Here is a 15,303-nt window from a genome sequence, read left to right on the forward strand (position 1 = left end):
GCGCTGGCGCGTCCCGCGCCGGCACCCTGCGTCCTGTGCTGAATCTTTGGAAAAATACGCGGATGAGCCGGTGGCTCGGCGGAGGCCCGCCATCACGCCCCCGCTCTTCGGGACGGCGTGCGCCGGCGGCCCGGCCTCTCATGGAACGGGCGTCCCGACGGGACGCCCCTGCCACGGCTGTCTTTACTCGGCGGCCATGCGGGGAACGACCAGCCCCAGCGCGCCGCTGTCGCGGACCTCGGAGATGCGCCGCTCGTCGAAGCCGAGCACCTCCCGCAGGATCTCGTCGGTGTGCTCGCCCAGCAGCGGGGAGCGGGTGACCTCGGTCGGGCTGTCCGACAGCTTGATCGGGTTGCCGACCGTCAGGTACTTGCCGCGCGTCGGGTGATCGACTTCGACGATGGTGCCGGTCTCGCGCAGCGACTGGTCCTCCGCCAGCTCCTTCATCGACAGGATGGGGCCGCAGGGGATGTCGTACTTGTTGAGGATCTCCATGACCTCGAACTTCGTCTTGGTCATGGTCCAATCTTCGACGGTCGCGAAGATGTCCTTCAGGCGCGGCAGGCGCGCGGCGGGCGTCGCGTAGTCCGGATCGGTGACCCACTCCGGCTTGCCGATGACGTCGCAGATCTTCGCCCAGACCGGCGCCTGGGTGATGAAGTAGATGTAGGCGTTGGGGTCGGTCTCCCAGCCCTTGCACTTCAGGATCCAGCCCGGCTGGCCGCCGCCCGAGGCGTTGCCGGCGCGCGGCACGGTGTCGCCGAACTCGCCGTTCGGGTACTGCGGGTATTCCTTCAGCGGGCCGCGCTCCAGCCGCTGCTGGTCGCGCAGCTTGACGCGGCAGAGGTTCAGCACGGCGTCCTGCATGGCCGCCAGCACCTTCTGGCCGCGCCCGGTCTGGGTGCGCTGGTAGAGCGCCGTCACGATGCCCAGCGCCAGGTGCAGGCCGGTGCCGCTGTCGCCGATCTGGGCGCCGGTGACCATCGGCGGGCCGTCGTCGAAGCCGGTCGTGGAGGCCGAGCCGCCCGCGCACTGCGCGACGTTCTCATAGACCTTGCAGTCCTCGTAGGGACCGGGGCCGAAGCCCTTGACCGAGGCGACGATGATGCGGGGGTTCAGCTCCTGGATGCGCTCCCAGGTCAGGCCCATGCGGTCGAGCACGCCGGGGGCGAAATTCTCGACCATCACGTCGCAGATGCGCACCAGATCCTCCAGGACGCGCTTGCCGTCCGGGTTCTTGGTGTCCAGCGTGATGGACCGCTTGTTGTGGTTCAGCATGGTGAAATAGAGGCTGTCGGCCTCGGGCACGTCGCGGAGCTGGCCGCGCGTGATGTCGCCCTCGCCCGGACGCTCGACCTTGATGACGTCGGCGCCGAACCACGCCAGAAGCTGGGTGCAGGTCGGACCCGACTGAACATGGGTAAAGTCCAGAACCCGCACACCTTCAAGAGCTTTTCCCATCGTCGTTCCTCCCGGTGGTGCTCTGTGTCTGAAAAGGGCGGCCCCACCCCTCGCTGGCAGGGCCGCCCGGCCTGGAACCGGAGAACCGGCGTCCTTGGTAACGTCCGACCGTCAGGCCTTGGGCCCCTTGCGGACGGCGCTGGTGGGGTTGAGGCTGCCGATGTTGCCGCTCTCCGACCCGGCGTTGGGGTCGATCACCGCGTTGATCAGCGTCGGCTTTCCGCTGTCCATCGCGGCGCTGACCGCGCGGTACAGCTCGTCCGGCGTCGTCACGTTGACGCCCTCGCCGCCGAAGGCCTCCATCATCTTGTCGTAGCGCGAGTCCGGGACGAAGACCATCGGCGACGGGTCCGACCCGCCCGTCGGGTTCACGTCCGTCCCCTTGTAGATGCCGTTGTTGTTGAACACCACGATGCACACCGGCAGCTTGTACCGGCAGATCGTCTCCACCTCCATGCCCGAGAAGCCGAAGGCGCTGTCGCCCTCCACCGCCAGGACCGGCTTGCCCGACTCCACCGCCGCGGCCACCGCGAAGCCCATGCCGATGCCCATCACGCCCCAGGTCCCGACGTCCAGGCGCTTGCGCGGCTGGTGCATGTCGATGATCCCGCGCGCCAGGTCCAGCGTGTTCGCCCCCTCGTTCACCAGCAGCGCCTCGGGGCGCTCCTGCACCACCCGGCGCAGCGCGCCCAGCGCCCCGTGGAAGTTCATCGGCGAGGCGTTGCTCATCAGCTTGGGCGCCATCTTGGCGATGTTCGCCTCCTTGCGCGCCGACACCGCTCCCGTCCACTCCGCCGGCGGAGGCGTCCAGCCCTTCGCCATGCCGGCGGTCAGGGCCGACACGCAGGACCCGATGTCGCCGACCAGCGGCGCCACGATCGCCACGTTGCTGTCCATCTCGCGCGGCTCGATGTCGATCTGGATGAAGGTCTTCGACCCCGGCTCGCCCCAGGTCTTGCCCTTGCCGTGCGACAGCAGCCAGTTCAGACGCGCCCCGACCAGCACCACCACGTCGGCGTCCTTCAGAACCATCGAGCGCGCCGCCCCCGCCGACTGCGGGTGGGTGTCCGGCAGCAGGCCCTTGGCCATGCTCATCGGCAGGAACGGGATGCCGCTCTTCTCGACCAGCTCGCGCACCGCCTCGTCGGCCTGGGCGTAGGCCGCCCCCTTGCCGAGGATGATCAGCGGCCGCTTGGCGCCCTTCAGCACCTCCAGGGCGCGCGCCACCGAGTCCGGCGAGGGCAGCTGCGCCGGGGCGGCGTCGACCACCTTGACCAGCGAGCGCGCGCCCTCGGCGGCGTCCATCACCTGCGAGAACAGCTTGGCCGGCAGGTCGAGGTAGACGCCGCCCGGACGGCCCGACACCGCGGCGCGGATCGCACGGGCCACGGCGATGCCGATGTCCTGGGCGTGCAGCACGCGGAAGGCCGCCTTGCACAAGGGCTTGGCGATGGCCAGCTGGTCCATCTCCTCGTAGTCGCCCTGCTGGAGGTCGACGATCTCGCGCTCCGAGGAGCCGGAGATCAGGATCATCGGGAAGCAGTTGGTGGTGGCGTTGGCCAGCGCGGTCAGGCCGTTGAGGAAGCCCGGCGCCGAGACGGTCATGCACACGCCCGGCTTCTTGGTCAGGAAGCCGGCGATCGCGGCGGCGTTGCCGGCGTTCTGCTCGTGGCGGAAGGAGATGACCCGCAGCCCCTCGCCCTGGGCCATGCGCAGCAGGTCGGAAATCGGGATGCCCGGCACGACGTAGAGGTTCTCGATGCCGTTGAGCTTGAGGGCATCGATGACGAGCTGGAAACCATCCGTCAGCGCCGGTTCCGCATCGGTGGCGGCCGTGGCTTGGTTGTTGAGGACTGTGACGGCTGACATAAGGGTTACTCCTCCCCGACTCTTATTCGGTTCACGATCGGTCAATCGAGAAAATCGCAGTGCTGTTCGACATGGCGGGCCAGCCCCAGCGTGTGCTCGCGCACCCGCCGCTCGGCGAGGTCGGCGTCGCGCCGGGTCAGGGCGTCGATGATGTCGCGGTGCTCGACGATGGACGTCTCGGCCCGGCCGCCGCGGCGCATGGTGACGCGGCGGATGGCCCGCATGTGGATGAAGAAGCGGTCGGTCAGGTCGGCGATGAGCGTGCAGCCCGAGGCCTGGATGATCGACTGGTGGAAGGCGACGTTGGCGTCGGAATATTCCAGCACGTGGTCGGCCAGCTCGCCTTCGGCGAAGCGGTCGAAGGTCGCGTGCAGGTCGGCCATGCCGCGCTCGTCGGCGCGCTCGACGAAGAGGCGGGCGGCCATGCCTTCGAGCGCGGCGCAGACGGTGATCATCTCGATGATCTCCGCCTTGGTCTTGCGGACCACGAAGATGCCGCGCCGGGGCATGGAGCGGATGAAGCCCTCCTGCTCGAGCAGCGCCATCGCCTCGCGCACCGGGGTGCGGCTGACGCCCAGCGCCTCGCAGAGCTGACGCTCGTCGAGGCGGATCTCGCTCGGCCCGCCGTAGATGTCCATCTGGGTGATGGCCTGGCGCAGCGCCTGGTAGGCCTTGGCCTTGAAGCTCATCCCCTGATCCAGGGGTGCGACCGAGAAACTCATCATCTGCATTGGCGTTCCCGTCCCTCTCTCTCCGCCCCCGGAATGATCCGGGAATTCCCCGGTTGACGGGGTTTGGGCCGCGCTTTCATTGCCCCGGAGAGGGAAGCGGCTTGGATTGGTGATACGGTATACCAGATGCCAGTTCATGACAAGCGGATATGTTCGGATCGCGGACTGTTTCTTCGATGAACGACGACGCGCCGGTTCCCCTGGAACGGCGCGGCAATTCTGCGCCCTCAGCGGCCATCTGGCATATCGTATACGGTATCCAGATGATGCATGACTGGTATACCGAATCCATTGTGGTCGAAGCGAACCGCTGGGGGTACAAACGTCCTTGGAACTACACGCATTCCTCCCTGTAGATTCCCCCACCTGACGGCTCCGCGGCTTCCTGCCAGCGGAGCCTTCTTTTTTCTCCGCCTGTAAAATTTGCCCTGCTGTGGAATTTGCCCTGCGGCAAATTGGTATACCGTACACCAGACAGTTTCACCGCACTTCGCGTGTGTGTATGTTGGCTGGGTCAACGAATCAGGCAAACGGAGGAAAGCCATGAAAGCTGCGGACATCATGACCCGTCAGGTGGTCACCATCGGTCCCGACGCCACGGTGACCGAAGCCGCAAAGCGCATGCTGGAGAACCGGATCAGCGGCCTGCCCGTCTGCGATTCGAATGGGCGCCTGCTCGGCGTCATCAGCGAGGGCGACCTGCTGCGCCGGGCGGAGACCGGCACGGTGCGCCGGGCCTCCTGGTGGCTCGCCATGTTCGCGGGCGCGCCGAATCAGGCCGCCGACTACACCAAGTCCCACGGCCGTCATGTGCGCGACGCGATGACGGAATCGCTGATCTCCGTCACGGAGGAAACCCCGCTCGACGAGGTGGTCCGCCTGATGGAGGGCAACCGCATCAAGCGCGTTCCGGTGCTGAACAACGGCAAGCTGGTCGGCATCGTCAGCCGCGCCAACCTGCTCCACGTCCTGGCCAGCATCGCGCCGGACGTCTCGCCCGCCGCCGCGGACGACCGCGTCCTGCGCGACCGGCTTCTGGAGACCCTGCGGGCGCAGCCCTGGGCACCGGAGATCAGCGAAAACATCGTGGTGCGCAACGGCGTCGTGCATCTCTGGGGCAGCGTGCGCACCGAGGCCCAGCGTGACGCCCTGCGCGTCGCCGCGGAGAATACACCCGGCGTCACCCGCGTGGAAAATCACCTGATCATCGTGGATCATGTCGCCGAAGGCGCCGTCGGCTTCTGATCCGGTTGCCGACACGGCAACAAAAAAAGCCCCTTCCCGGTTCGTCCGGGAAGGGGCTTTTCCTTTCAGCCGAGCTTTACTCGGTGGCCTTCACGACCTCTTCGGTGACCTTCTTGGCGTCGCCGAACAGCATCATGGTGTTGGGGCGGAAGAACAGCTCGTTCTCGACGCCGGCGTAGCCGGCGGCCATGCCGCGCTTGATGAAGAACACCGTCTTGGCCTTCTCGACGTCGAGGATCGGCATGCCGTAGATCGGCGACTGCGGATCGGTCTTGGCCGCCGGGTTGGTCACGTCGTTGGCGCCGATCACGAAGGCCACGTCCGCGGTGCTGAAGTCGCGGTTGATGTCCTCCAGTTCGAACACCTCGTCGTAGGGCACGTTGGCCTCGGCCAGCAGCACGTTCATGTGCCCCGGCATGCGCCCCGCCACCGGGTGGATGGCGTACTTGACCTCGACGCCCTCCTTCTTCAGCAGGTCGGCCATCTCGCGCAGCGCGTGCTGGGCCTGGGCCACCGCCATGCCGTAGCCCGGGACGATGATCACCGACTGGGCGTTCTTCATGATGTAGGCCGCGTCCTCCGGCGAGCCGGCCTTGACCGTGCCGCGCTCGCCGCCGCCGGCCGCCGCCGAGGCCGCCCCGCTGTCGCCGCCGAAGCCGCCCAGGATCACGTTGAAGATCGAGCGGTTCATGCCCTTGCACATGATGTAGGACAGGATGGCGCCCGACGAGCCGACCAGCGCGCCCGTGACGATCAGCAGGTTGTTCTGCAGCGTGAAGCCGATGCCCGCCGCCGCCCAGCCGGAGTAGCTGTTCAGCATCGAGATCACCACCGGCATGTCGGCGCCGCCGATCGGCAGGATCAACAGGAAGCCGAGCGCCAGCGCGACCAGAACGATGATCCACATCGCCACGCTGGAGTTGCTCTGCACCAGCCAGACGATGAGCAGGATGGTCAGCACGCCGAGGGCGGCGTTGAGGTGGTGCTGGAAGGGGAAGACCAGCGGCTTGCCGGTGACCAGACCCTGGAGCTTGGCGAAGGCGACGATCGAGCCGGTGAAGGTGATGGCGCCGATGGCGGTGCCCAGCGCCATCTCGACCAGCGAGCCCTTGGCGATGGCGCCGGGCACGCCGATGCCGTAGGCCTCGGGCGAGTAGAAGGCCGACAGCGCCACGAACACCGCGGCCAGACCGACCAGCGAGTGGAAGGCGGCGACGAGCTGCGGCAGCGCGGTCATCTCGATCTTCTTGGCGATGACGTAGCCGATGCCGCCGCCAATCGCGATGCCCAGCACGATCATCCAGTAGGACTGGACGATGGGCAGGGCCAGCGTGGTCAGCACGGCGATGGTCATGCCGGCCATGCCGAAGAAGTTGCCCTGGCGGGAGGTCTCCGGGCTGGACAGGCCGCGCAGCGCCATGATGAAGCAGACCGAGGCGACCAGATAGAGAAGGGCGGACAGGGTTTCCATGGTTACTTGCCCTTCTTCTTGAACATCGACAGCATGCGCTGGGTGACCAGGAAGCCGCCGAAGATGTTGACGCTGGCCAGGATGACGGCGAGGAAGCCCATGATCTTGGAGAAGCCGAACCCAGCGGGGCCGGCGGCGATCAGGGCGCCGACGATGATCACCGAGGACACCGCGTTGGTCACCGCCATCAGCGGCGAGTGCAGCGCCGGCGTCACCCGCCACACCACGTAGTAGCCGACGAAGCAGGCCAGCACGAACACCGTCAGGCCGGTGATGAAGAAGTTGCCGTGGCTCGCCGCGTCCAGGACGGGCGCCGGGATCGGCATCGCGTGGGTCATCTGGGCGACCTGGACCTGAAGCTCCGCCGTCTGGTTGGTCAGGGTGAGGAGCGAGTGGCGGAAGGCCTCAATCTGGCTCGCGGGATCGGGATGTTCCATGGAAGCCGCCTCCTCAGACGGTCTGGACTTCGCGGACCGCGTCCGCGAAGGCGGGATGGACGATCTGCCCGTCGCGGGTGAGCGCGATGGCCTTCACGATCTCGTCGTCCCAGTTCAGCGCGACGCCCTTCTCCTTGTCATGAAGCGACTGGAGGAGCGCCAGCAGGTTCTTGGCGTAGAGCAGCGAGGCGCTCTCGGCGATGCGGCTGGGGTAGTTGGCGTGGCCGACGATCTTCACCCCGTTGTCGGTGACGACCACCTTGCCCAGCTCCGAGCCCTCGACGTTGCCGCCCTGCTCCACCGCCAGATCGATGATCACCGAGCCCGGCTTCATCGAGGCGACATGCTCGCGCGTCACTAGGATCGGCGCCTTGCGTCCGGGGATCAGCGCCGTGGTGATGACGATGTCCTGCTTCTTGATGTGCTCGGCCACCAGCGCCGCCTGCTGGCGCTTGTAGTCGTCCGACATCTCCTTGGCGTAGCCGCCGGAGGTCTCGGCCTGTTTGAACTCCTCGTTCTCCACCGCGACGAAGCTGCCGCCCAGCGACTGCACCTGCTCCTTCACCGCCGGGCGCACGTCGGTCGCCGAGACGATGGCACCCAGCCGCTTGGCCGTGGCGATGGCCTGCAGACCGGCGACGCCGACGCCCATGATGAAGGCGCGGGCCGGCGGCACCGTGCCCGCCGCGGTCATCATCATCGGGTAGGCCCGGCCATACTCGCTGGCCGCGTCGACCACCGCCTTGTAGCCGGCGAGGTTGGCCTGCGAGGACAGCACGTCCATGACCTGGGCGCGGGTGATGCGCGGCATGAACTCCATGGCGAAGGCGTTCACCCCGGCCGCGGCGTAGGCCGCCACGTGGTCGCGGCTGTTGTAGGGGTTGAGGATGGCGAACAGCAGCGCGCCGCGCTTGATCAGCGCCAGCTCGTCGAGGTCCCCCTCCCCGGCCAGCAGCGGGCGCTGCACCTTCAGCACGATGTCGGCGTCGGCCAGCGCCGACGCGGCGTCCGGCGCGATCGTCGCGCCGGCGTCCTGATACACCCGGTCCGGCAGGTTCGAGCCCAGACCGGCGCCGGTCTCGACCACGACGTCGAGACCGAGACCCTTGATCTTCTTGACGGTTTCCGGAGACGCCGCGACGCGATTCTCGCCCGCGCGCCGCTCCCTGGGTATGGCGATTTTCATGGTTGTTGATTGCCTCCCAAAGCAATCGGCAGGACGAGGCGTCAGCGCTCCGGCCTCGACGGCGGGCGGCCTCGGCGGGCGGCCCGCCGGTCAAATTCTCGAATGATGTCGGTGCCGGCCAGCAACGAGGCGTGGTCCGGCGTCAGGCCCGCAGGGCGGCGGAGCGGTCACCCGGGATGGATGCGGGTGACCGCCTCCGGGCCGCCGCCGCCGTCATGGGAAGGCTACCTCGGGGACCGCCCGAGGGCGCCGTCGTCCGTCACTGGGCCGCGGCGACGGGATAGCTGACGACCTCGGCCGGCTCGGCGTCCGGCGGGGCGGAGTCGAGCTGCGCCTTGATGAGATCGCGCACGCTGACCACGCCGACCAGAGAGGCGCCGTCCAGGACGGGGACGTGGCGGACGGTGTGCTCGTCCATCAGCTGGAGCACGTGGCGGACGGAATCGCCGGGCGTGCAGCAGACGGGATGGTTGCTCATCACCGCCGTGACCGGCAAGGACAGGATGCCCGGCCCGCGGTCGGTCAGGCTGCGCACGATGTCGCGCTCGGAAATCACCCCGACGACCGTGTTGCCCTCGGTCCGGCAGACGTCCTTGACCACCAGCGCGCCGGTGTTTTCCGCCTTCAGAAGGCGCAACGCCGTTTCCACGGTTTCGTTGATGCGCACCGTGCCGATGCGCGTCCCCTTCCGGCGGAGAATGTCTTCAACCCTCATGACGCTCCTCCTGTGAAGCGATTGTCCGGCCCCTCGGCGTTGCTTCGCTGCGTCGTTGGGGGCGTTGGTTTTCTGTGTGCGGGGCCGGACGGTGTCCGCCCTACTGGGCGGCGACCGCGGGTGCGGCCTCGGACGCCCGCTGCGGGCGGGTGTAGCAGTCGGCGATCTCGCCGCGCTGGCGGACGAGGGCCAGAACCACGTCGATGGTCGGGGTCGCCACGCCGACCATGCGGCCCATCTCCTGGACCACCGACAGCAGGGCGTCGATCTCCATCGGACGGCCGCGCTCCAGGTCCTGGAGCATCGAGGTCTTGTGGGCGCCGACCGCGCCGGCGCCGTTGATGCGGCGCTCGACATCCACCCGGAAATGGACGCCCAGGCGGTCGCCGATCTCCTTGGCCTCCAGCATCATCGCCTTGGCGACGGCGCGGGTCTCCGGATCGGAGCAGATGACGTCCAGCGTGGCGTGGGTCAGCGCGCTGATCGGGTTGAAGCAGAGGTTGCCCCACAGCTTCAGCCAGATCTCGTCGCGGATGCGGTCGAGCACCGGGGCGCGCAGGCCGCCGGCCTCCATCGCCGCGCTCAGCTTCTTCACGCGGTCGGACTGGCTGCCATCCGGCTCGCCCAGCGAGAACTTGTCGCCGTAGATGTGCTGAATGACGCCGGGCTCGACGACTTCGGTCGCGGGGTAGACGACGCAGCCGATGGCGCGCTCCGGGCTCAGCCCGTTCCACTGGATCCCGCCCGGATCGACCGTGTCGAGCACGCGGCCTTCGAATTCGCCGCCGTTCTTGTAGAAGTACCAGTAGGGGATGCCGTTGACCGCGGTGACCACGGCGGTGTCCTTGCCAAGCAGCGGCTGGATGGCATCGACGACGCTGGGAACGGAGTGGGCCTTGAGACCGATGATGACGTAGTCCTGCGGGCCGAGTTCCGCCGCGTTGTCGGTGCAGCGGGGGTGGACGACCGTTTCTTCCTCTCCGACGATCAGCTTCACGCCGTTCTCACGCATGGCCGTGAGATGGGCGCCGCGCGCCACGAGGCTGACATCCGCGCCGGCCTGGTGGAGACGCACACCCAGATACCCGCCGATGGCCCCGGACCCAAAGATGCAGATCTTCATAACCCGTTTCCTCTCCCCCAATTATCGGCCACGCGCCGCGCAGCCTTTGCAGTAACCCCAATCAATCAGCACACCGAACAAATACGGAGTTTGGTATACCAGATACCAGATGTCAACTGGCAAAATAGACCCTGTCGAGGGAGGGGCATGATCCGGAATCGGGCGAGAATCCTGGGTTTTCCAACGAAAGTTCGAGCATGGAAAACCGGACGCCCGGCCCGTCCGGACGCCCGGTTCGCGGGTCCATCCGGTGTGTGGGATCAGGTGAGCGGAAGGACGAGCTGGAACGCCTTAACCGTCATGCGCTTGCGGTGATAGAAGCGGTGCGCGTCGCCGCGCTGGACGCCGGAGATGATCTCCATCTGGGCGCAGCCCTTCTCGCGCGCCTGGGCGGCGAGCCAATCGAACAGCTTGTCGCCCAGACCGAAGGAACGGTGCTTCGGCGAGGTGACGAGATCCTCAACATACATATAGCGGCCGCGCGACAGCGTCTCGTGAACGCGGAAGCCGCCGCAGCCGGCCACCTCGCCGTCGATGCGCAGGAGGGCCATGGTGTAGCCGTCCTCCATCTGGCGCCGGATCTGGGCGGCGTAGGCGTCGGCGTCCGTCATGTGGGTGCGCAGTTCCTTCACCACCGCGTAGCTGTCGGCGATGTCGGCGTCGGTCTTCGCCAGGGTGATCTCGATGGTGGGCTGGCCCGAAGTGTTTTGAGCGGCGTTCTGTTCGGCGATCCGCTGGTCCATCGTGCGTAACTCCCGTTTTTTTGGTGTTCGAGGGACTCTGTTCGTCTCTCTGGTATTTGGTATACCAGATAATCCGTGCTGGAAGCAACCGACCTTATGGCGCGGCTGCGCAAAGTCCCTCGAAATCACCCGGGCTTCGCCGTTCGCGCCTCGGTCAGGCGCGCATCAGGGCCTGGAGATGGGCGGCACACCCCTCGGCGAGCCCCACCATGTCGTAGCCGCCTTCCAGCACCGTCACGACGCGGCCGTCGCACAGCCGGTCCGCCGCCTCGACCAGCTTGCGGGTGGCCCATTCGAAATCCGGGCCGGTGAAGTTCAGCGACGCCAGCGGGTCGCGGGCGTGGGCGTCGAAACCGGCAGAGATCAGGATCAGCTCCGGCTGGAACTCCTCCAGCGCGGGGAGGATGCGGCGCTCCATCGCCTGACGGAACTCCACCGTTCCGGAATGGGGCGGCAGCGGCGCGTTGACGATGTTGTCGGCGACGCCGGTTTCCCGCATCGAACCGGTGCCGGGATAGAGCGGCGACTGGTGGGTGGAGGCGAAGAACAGGTCGGCGTCGTCCCAGAACATCGCCTGGGTGCCATTGCCGTGGTGCACGTCGTAATCGACCACGGCGACGCGGGTCAGCCCGCGCCGCTTGCGGGCGTGCTCGGCGCCGACCGCCACATTGTTGAAGACGCAGAAGCCCATGGCGCGGGCCGGCTCCGCGTGGTGGCCGCAGGGGCGGACGGCGCAGAAGGCGTTCTTCACCGTCCCGTCGAGCACCGCGTCCACCGCCGCGCAGACCGCGCCGGCAGCCCGCAGGATCGCCGAGCGCGAGGTGGGCGACAGCACGGTGTCGGCGTCCAGCCGGACATGGCCGCTCTCCGGGACCGCGTTCAGCACGGCGTCCACATAGGCCGCATCATGCACCCAGCGGAGCTGCTCGACCTCCGCCTCCGGGGCCTCGAAGCGGGGCAGATCGCGGAACTCGTCGCGGTCCAGAAGCTCCCACACCACGGCGATTCGCTCCGGACGTTCCGGGTGCCCCGGGCCGGTGTCGTGCGCCAGAAAGTCCGGGTGGGTGAAAATGGCGGTGGTCATCGAGTCGTCTCCTCCCCTTTGCCTGTGATTTGAAGCGGATCGATCGCGCGACGGCGCGGAAACGCAGGACCGGGCTCATCGCCCATGACGGGCGAGGATGGTCCTCAACGCCGTTCGTCAGGATCGGCACGCACCCCGAGTCGAAGCGCATCCTTGCCTTATATGTATACCAAATACCACAATGGACCAAATCGCTTTGCCGGCCAATCGTCAGCCCCTCCGCCGTCCAAGCGCCAGAGTCCCCAATCGAGCAAGGGCCATCAACGCCTTCGATGGTGGTAGGCCGGCTCTCCCACGCCAAGTCTGTTTGTTACGCTGACAAACAGCTTGCGCAAGAAACTGTATCTGGCATACCATATCTCTAATGCCAAAAACGCTCATCCCGGGAGCTTAAGCCGCCCACACCAAGCGGCCGGTTCCACGGTCAAGCCAAGGCGATGGAGACGACCCGGCACACCACGGGGAAACCTCCGGTCAGAAAACAAAAACAACCCGACTCAAAAAAGCAAAAGACCGCTTCGCAAAGAGATCGCTTCTAGGAGGAGAGAAATGCACCAAGCCCTCACGGAGGCCCCGAAAGGGCCCCTCGGTGGCCGCTGGTTCCAGCTCGTCATCGGCGTCATCTGCATGTCGATGATCGCGAACCTGCAGTATGGCTGGACCCTGTTCGTCGAGCCCATCGACCAGAAGCATGGCTGGGGCCGTGCGGCCATCCAGGTGGCCTTCACCATCTTCGTCGTCATGGAAACCTGGCTGGTTCCCGTCGAAGGCTGGTTCGTGGACAAGTTCGGCCCGCGCATCGTCGTCCTGATCGGCGGCGTGTTCTGCGCCGCGGCCTGGGCGGTCAACTCGGTGGCCGACTCGCTCGCCATGCTCTATCTGGGCGCGGCTCTGGGCGGCATCGGTGCCGGCGGCGTCTACGGCACCTGCGTGGGCAACGCGCTGAAGTGGTTCCCCGACCGCCGCGGCCTCGCCGCCGGCCTGACCGCCGCCGGTTTCGGCGCCGGCTCGGCCCTCACGGTCGTGCCGATCGCCAACATGATCCACTCCTCGGGCTATGAAGCCACCTTCATGACCTTCGGCATCGGCCAGGGCGCGGTGATCCTCGCGCTGGCGTGGTTCCTGGCGTCGCCGAAGAAGGGCCAGGTTCCGGAGGTCTCCCGCTCGTCGGTGTCGCAGACCCGCGAGAGCTACACCCCGGTCCAGATGCTGAAGACTCCGGTCTTCTGGGTCATGTACGCCATGTTCGTGATGGTGGCGGCGGGCGGCCTGATGGCGACCGCGCAGCTCGGCCCCATCGCCAAGGATTTCCACCTGGACGGCGTGCCCGTCAGCATCATGGGCCTGACCCTGCCGGCGCTGACCTTCGCCCTGTCCATCGACCGCGTGCTGAACGGCGTCACCCGCCCCTTCTTCGGCTGGGTGTCCGACCACATCGGCCGCGAGAACACGATGTTCATCGCCTTCGCCCTGGAATGCGTCGGCATCCTGGCGCTGAACCAGTGGGGCCACAACCCCGTCGCCTTCGTGATCCTGACGGGTCTGGTGTTCTTCGCCTGGGGTGAGATCTACAGCCTGTTCCCGGCGCTGTGCGGCGACTCCTTCGGGTCGAAGTTCGCCACCACCAACGCCGGCCTGCTGTACACCGCCAAGGGCACCGCGTCGCTGGTCGTTCCCTTCGCCAACGTGGCGGTCGCCTCGACCGGCAGCTGGCAGGCGGTGTTCTTCTTCGCCGCCGCGGTCAACGGCATCGCCGCCCTGCTGGCCATCTTCGTCCTGAAGCCGATGCGCGCCCGCCAGATCACCGAGAGCCTGCCGGCCTCGAAGCTGGCGGCGGAGCCGGCCCAGTAAGGCACCGGACGCGCCATCAGCACCCGAACGCGATCGGGCCGGGAGATTTCCCGGCCCGATTTGCTTGTGGGAAAACGAATGTTGCGGAAAAGGTCAGAGCCCGCGCGGGAACGACGCCCAGGACGGGCCGCCCCCGATCTCCTCCTGCGCCTTGTGCGCCTTCTTGACCCGGCGGAGATGGCGGGGCGACCAGGGATCGCGGACCGGCATGCCGGCGGTGGCGACCTCGGCGGTCAGAATCCGCGCCACGATGATGGCGAAGCCCGACAGCAGCATGGACAGAAGAACGATGGCGAGCATGCTTCGATTCCCGGATGAGCCGAAAGCGGACTCAGGCATGCCTGATTCCGCAATGCAGCATACATAGGCCGTTCGGCCAGGGAAATCGAGTCCGCCACCGCAAGCGCGGCGCTTCGCCGCGCTGCGGCATCTCCGTTACAGCATCTCCAGCGGGCGCGGTCCGCGGGGCGGCGGGAAGGCCCGGTCGAGGTCCGCGAGATCCTGCTCGTCGAGCCGCAAATCGGCGGCGGCCCGGTTGTCGCGGACATGGGCGGGGTCCGACGCCTTGGGGATGGCGATCACCCCGTCCTGCCGGAGCAGCCAGGCCAGCCCGACCTGGGCCGGGGTCGCGCCGTGCCGGTCGGCGACGCGGCGAAGCTCCGGATGGCGCAGCATCCGCCCCTGCTCGATCGGCGAATAGGCCATGATCGGGATGCCCCGGCCACGGCACCAGGGCTGCAGGTCATGCTCGATGCCGCGGCGCGTCAGGTTGTAGAGGAGCTGGTTGGTCTGCACGCCCTCCCCGCCCGGCGTGCCGACCAGTTCCTCCATGTCCTGGAGATCCAGGTTGCTGACGCCCCATTGGCCGATCTTGCCGTCGCGCACCAGCGTGTCGAAGGCCGCGATCGTCTCGGAGAAGTCGTGGCTGCCGCGCCAGTGCAGCAGATAGAGGTCGATGCGGTCGGTGCGCAGGCGCTTCAGGCTGCGCTCGCAGGCCGCGACGGTGCCGCGGCGGCTGGCGTTCATCGGCAGCACCTTGCTGACCAGGAACACCTCGTCGCGACGCCCGGCGATGGCCTCGCCGACCACCTCCTCCGCCCCGCCGTCGGCGTACATCTCCGCCGTGTCGACCAGCGTCATGCCGAGGTCGAGGCCGAGCCGGAGCGCCGCGACCTCCCGCACGTGGTCGCGGCTGTCCTCGCCCATGTACCAGGTGCCCTGGCCGAGCACCGGCACGGCGGTTCCCGAAGGAAGGCGTGTCGTCGGAATGGTCATCGATGTCTCCCGTTCCCTTGGCCCCGTCGAAGGGCGTGAGGAACGTTAGTCCACCGAGCCAACCCTGGAAACCGCCCCTTGGCGCTATTTCGGCGGGTGGGAGAGGTCGGCG

The 15,303-nt window shown here is 67.4% G+C and carries 15 protein-coding genes; 3 read left to right on the forward strand and 12 right to left on the reverse strand.

Translation table 11 applies throughout. The annotated features are described in order from the left end of the window. Positions 1 to 183: 183 nt before the first annotated feature. The 3 genes from frc to TSH58p_RS05255 form a co-directional block, all read right to left on the reverse strand. Positions 184 to 1,461, reverse strand: a complete 1,278-nt coding sequence (gene frc / locus TSH58p_RS05245; RefSeq protein WP_109469153.1) for a formyl-CoA transferase — start codon at positions 1,459 to 1,461, stop codon at positions 184 to 186. Positions 1,462 to 1,572: 111 nt separating this feature from the next. Further along, positions 1,573 to 3,330, reverse strand: a complete 1,758-nt coding sequence (gene oxc / locus TSH58p_RS05250) for an oxalyl-CoA decarboxylase (RefSeq protein ID WP_109469154.1) — start codon at positions 3,328 to 3,330, stop codon at positions 1,573 to 1,575. A 41-nt stretch (positions 3,331 to 3,371) separates the two neighbouring features. Next, positions 3,372 to 4,061, reverse strand: a complete 690-nt coding sequence (locus TSH58p_RS05255) for a GntR family transcriptional regulator (RefSeq protein ID WP_109469155.1) — start codon at positions 4,059 to 4,061, stop codon at positions 3,372 to 3,374. Between the two features lie 176 nt (positions 4,062 to 4,237). On the opposite strand from TSH58p_RS05255, the gene TSH58p_RS33020 reads away from it, so the two are divergent. Together TSH58p_RS33020 and TSH58p_RS05260 are read left to right on the forward strand one after the other, a co-directional pair. Further along, positions 4,238 to 4,417, forward strand: coding sequence for a hypothetical protein (locus TSH58p_RS33020; RefSeq protein WP_146205900.1), 180 nt, complete (start codon positions 4,238 to 4,240; stop codon positions 4,415 to 4,417). A 187-nt stretch (positions 4,418 to 4,604) separates the two neighbouring features. Beyond that, entirely contained in the window at positions 4,605 to 5,306 is a 702-nt protein-coding gene (locus TSH58p_RS05260; protein WP_109071097.1) for a CBS domain-containing protein, read from the forward strand. A gap of 76 nt (positions 5,307 to 5,382) precedes the next feature. On the opposite strand, the gene TSH58p_RS05265 is transcribed toward TSH58p_RS05260, so the two are convergent. From TSH58p_RS05265 to TSH58p_RS05295, 7 genes are all read right to left on the reverse strand, one after another. After that, positions 5,383 to 6,777, reverse strand: a complete 1,395-nt coding sequence (locus tag TSH58p_RS05265; protein WP_109469156.1) for an NAD(P)(+) transhydrogenase (Re/Si-specific) subunit beta — start codon at positions 6,775 to 6,777, stop codon at positions 5,383 to 5,385. Positions 6,778 to 6,779: 2 nt separating this feature from the next. Next, positions 6,780 to 7,214: an NAD(P) transhydrogenase subunit alpha gene (locus TSH58p_RS05270; RefSeq protein ID WP_014240278.1), complete on the reverse strand. Its 435-nt coding sequence runs from the start codon at positions 7,212 to 7,214 to the stop codon at positions 6,780 to 6,782. A 13-nt stretch (positions 7,215 to 7,227) separates the two neighbouring features. Next, positions 7,228 to 8,400: a Re/Si-specific NAD(P)(+) transhydrogenase subunit alpha gene (locus TSH58p_RS05275; protein WP_109469157.1), complete on the reverse strand. Its 1,173-nt coding sequence runs from the start codon at positions 8,398 to 8,400 to the stop codon at positions 7,228 to 7,230. A 259-nt stretch (positions 8,401 to 8,659) separates the two neighbouring features. Further along, positions 8,660 to 9,115: a CBS domain-containing protein gene (locus tag TSH58p_RS05280; RefSeq protein WP_109070198.1), complete on the reverse strand. Its 456-nt coding sequence runs from the start codon at positions 9,113 to 9,115 to the stop codon at positions 8,660 to 8,662. Positions 9,116 to 9,215: 100 nt separating this feature from the next. Next, positions 9,216 to 10,238, reverse strand: a complete 1,023-nt coding sequence (locus tag TSH58p_RS05285; protein WP_109070199.1) for a 2-dehydropantoate 2-reductase — start codon at positions 10,236 to 10,238, stop codon at positions 9,216 to 9,218. 260 nt (positions 10,239 to 10,498) lie between these two features. Continuing rightward, a complete protein-coding gene (locus TSH58p_RS05290; RefSeq protein ID WP_109070200.1) occupies positions 10,499 to 10,981 on the reverse strand; it encodes a GNAT family N-acetyltransferase in 483 nt (160 codons plus the stop codon). Positions 10,982 to 11,135: 154 nt separating this feature from the next. Continuing rightward, positions 11,136 to 12,065, reverse strand: coding sequence for a histone deacetylase family protein (locus TSH58p_RS05295; RefSeq protein WP_109070201.1), 930 nt, complete (start codon positions 12,063 to 12,065; stop codon positions 11,136 to 11,138). A 549-nt stretch (positions 12,066 to 12,614) separates the two neighbouring features. Between TSH58p_RS05295 and oxlT the strand changes: the two genes are divergently transcribed. Continuing rightward, positions 12,615 to 13,916, forward strand: coding sequence for an oxalate/formate MFS antiporter (gene oxlT / locus TSH58p_RS05300; RefSeq protein WP_109070202.1), 1,302 nt, complete (start codon positions 12,615 to 12,617; stop codon positions 13,914 to 13,916). Positions 13,917 to 14,009: 93 nt separating this feature from the next. On the opposite strand, the gene TSH58p_RS05305 is transcribed toward oxlT, so the two are convergent. Beyond that, positions 14,010 to 14,216 carry a hypothetical protein gene (locus TSH58p_RS05305; protein WP_109070203.1) on the reverse strand — a complete coding sequence of 69 codons (207 nt, stop codon included), beginning with the start codon at positions 14,214 to 14,216 and terminating at the stop codon, positions 14,010 to 14,012. 135 nt (positions 14,217 to 14,351) lie between these two features. After that, entirely contained in the window at positions 14,352 to 15,191 is an 840-nt protein-coding gene (locus TSH58p_RS05310; RefSeq protein ID WP_109070204.1) for an aldo/keto reductase, read from the reverse strand. Between the last annotated feature and the right edge of the window lie 112 nt (positions 15,192 to 15,303).

It is taken from the genome of Azospirillum sp. TSH58 (genome assembly GCF_003119115.1).
GTDB lineage: Bacteria > Pseudomonadota > Alphaproteobacteria > Azospirillales > Azospirillaceae > Azospirillum.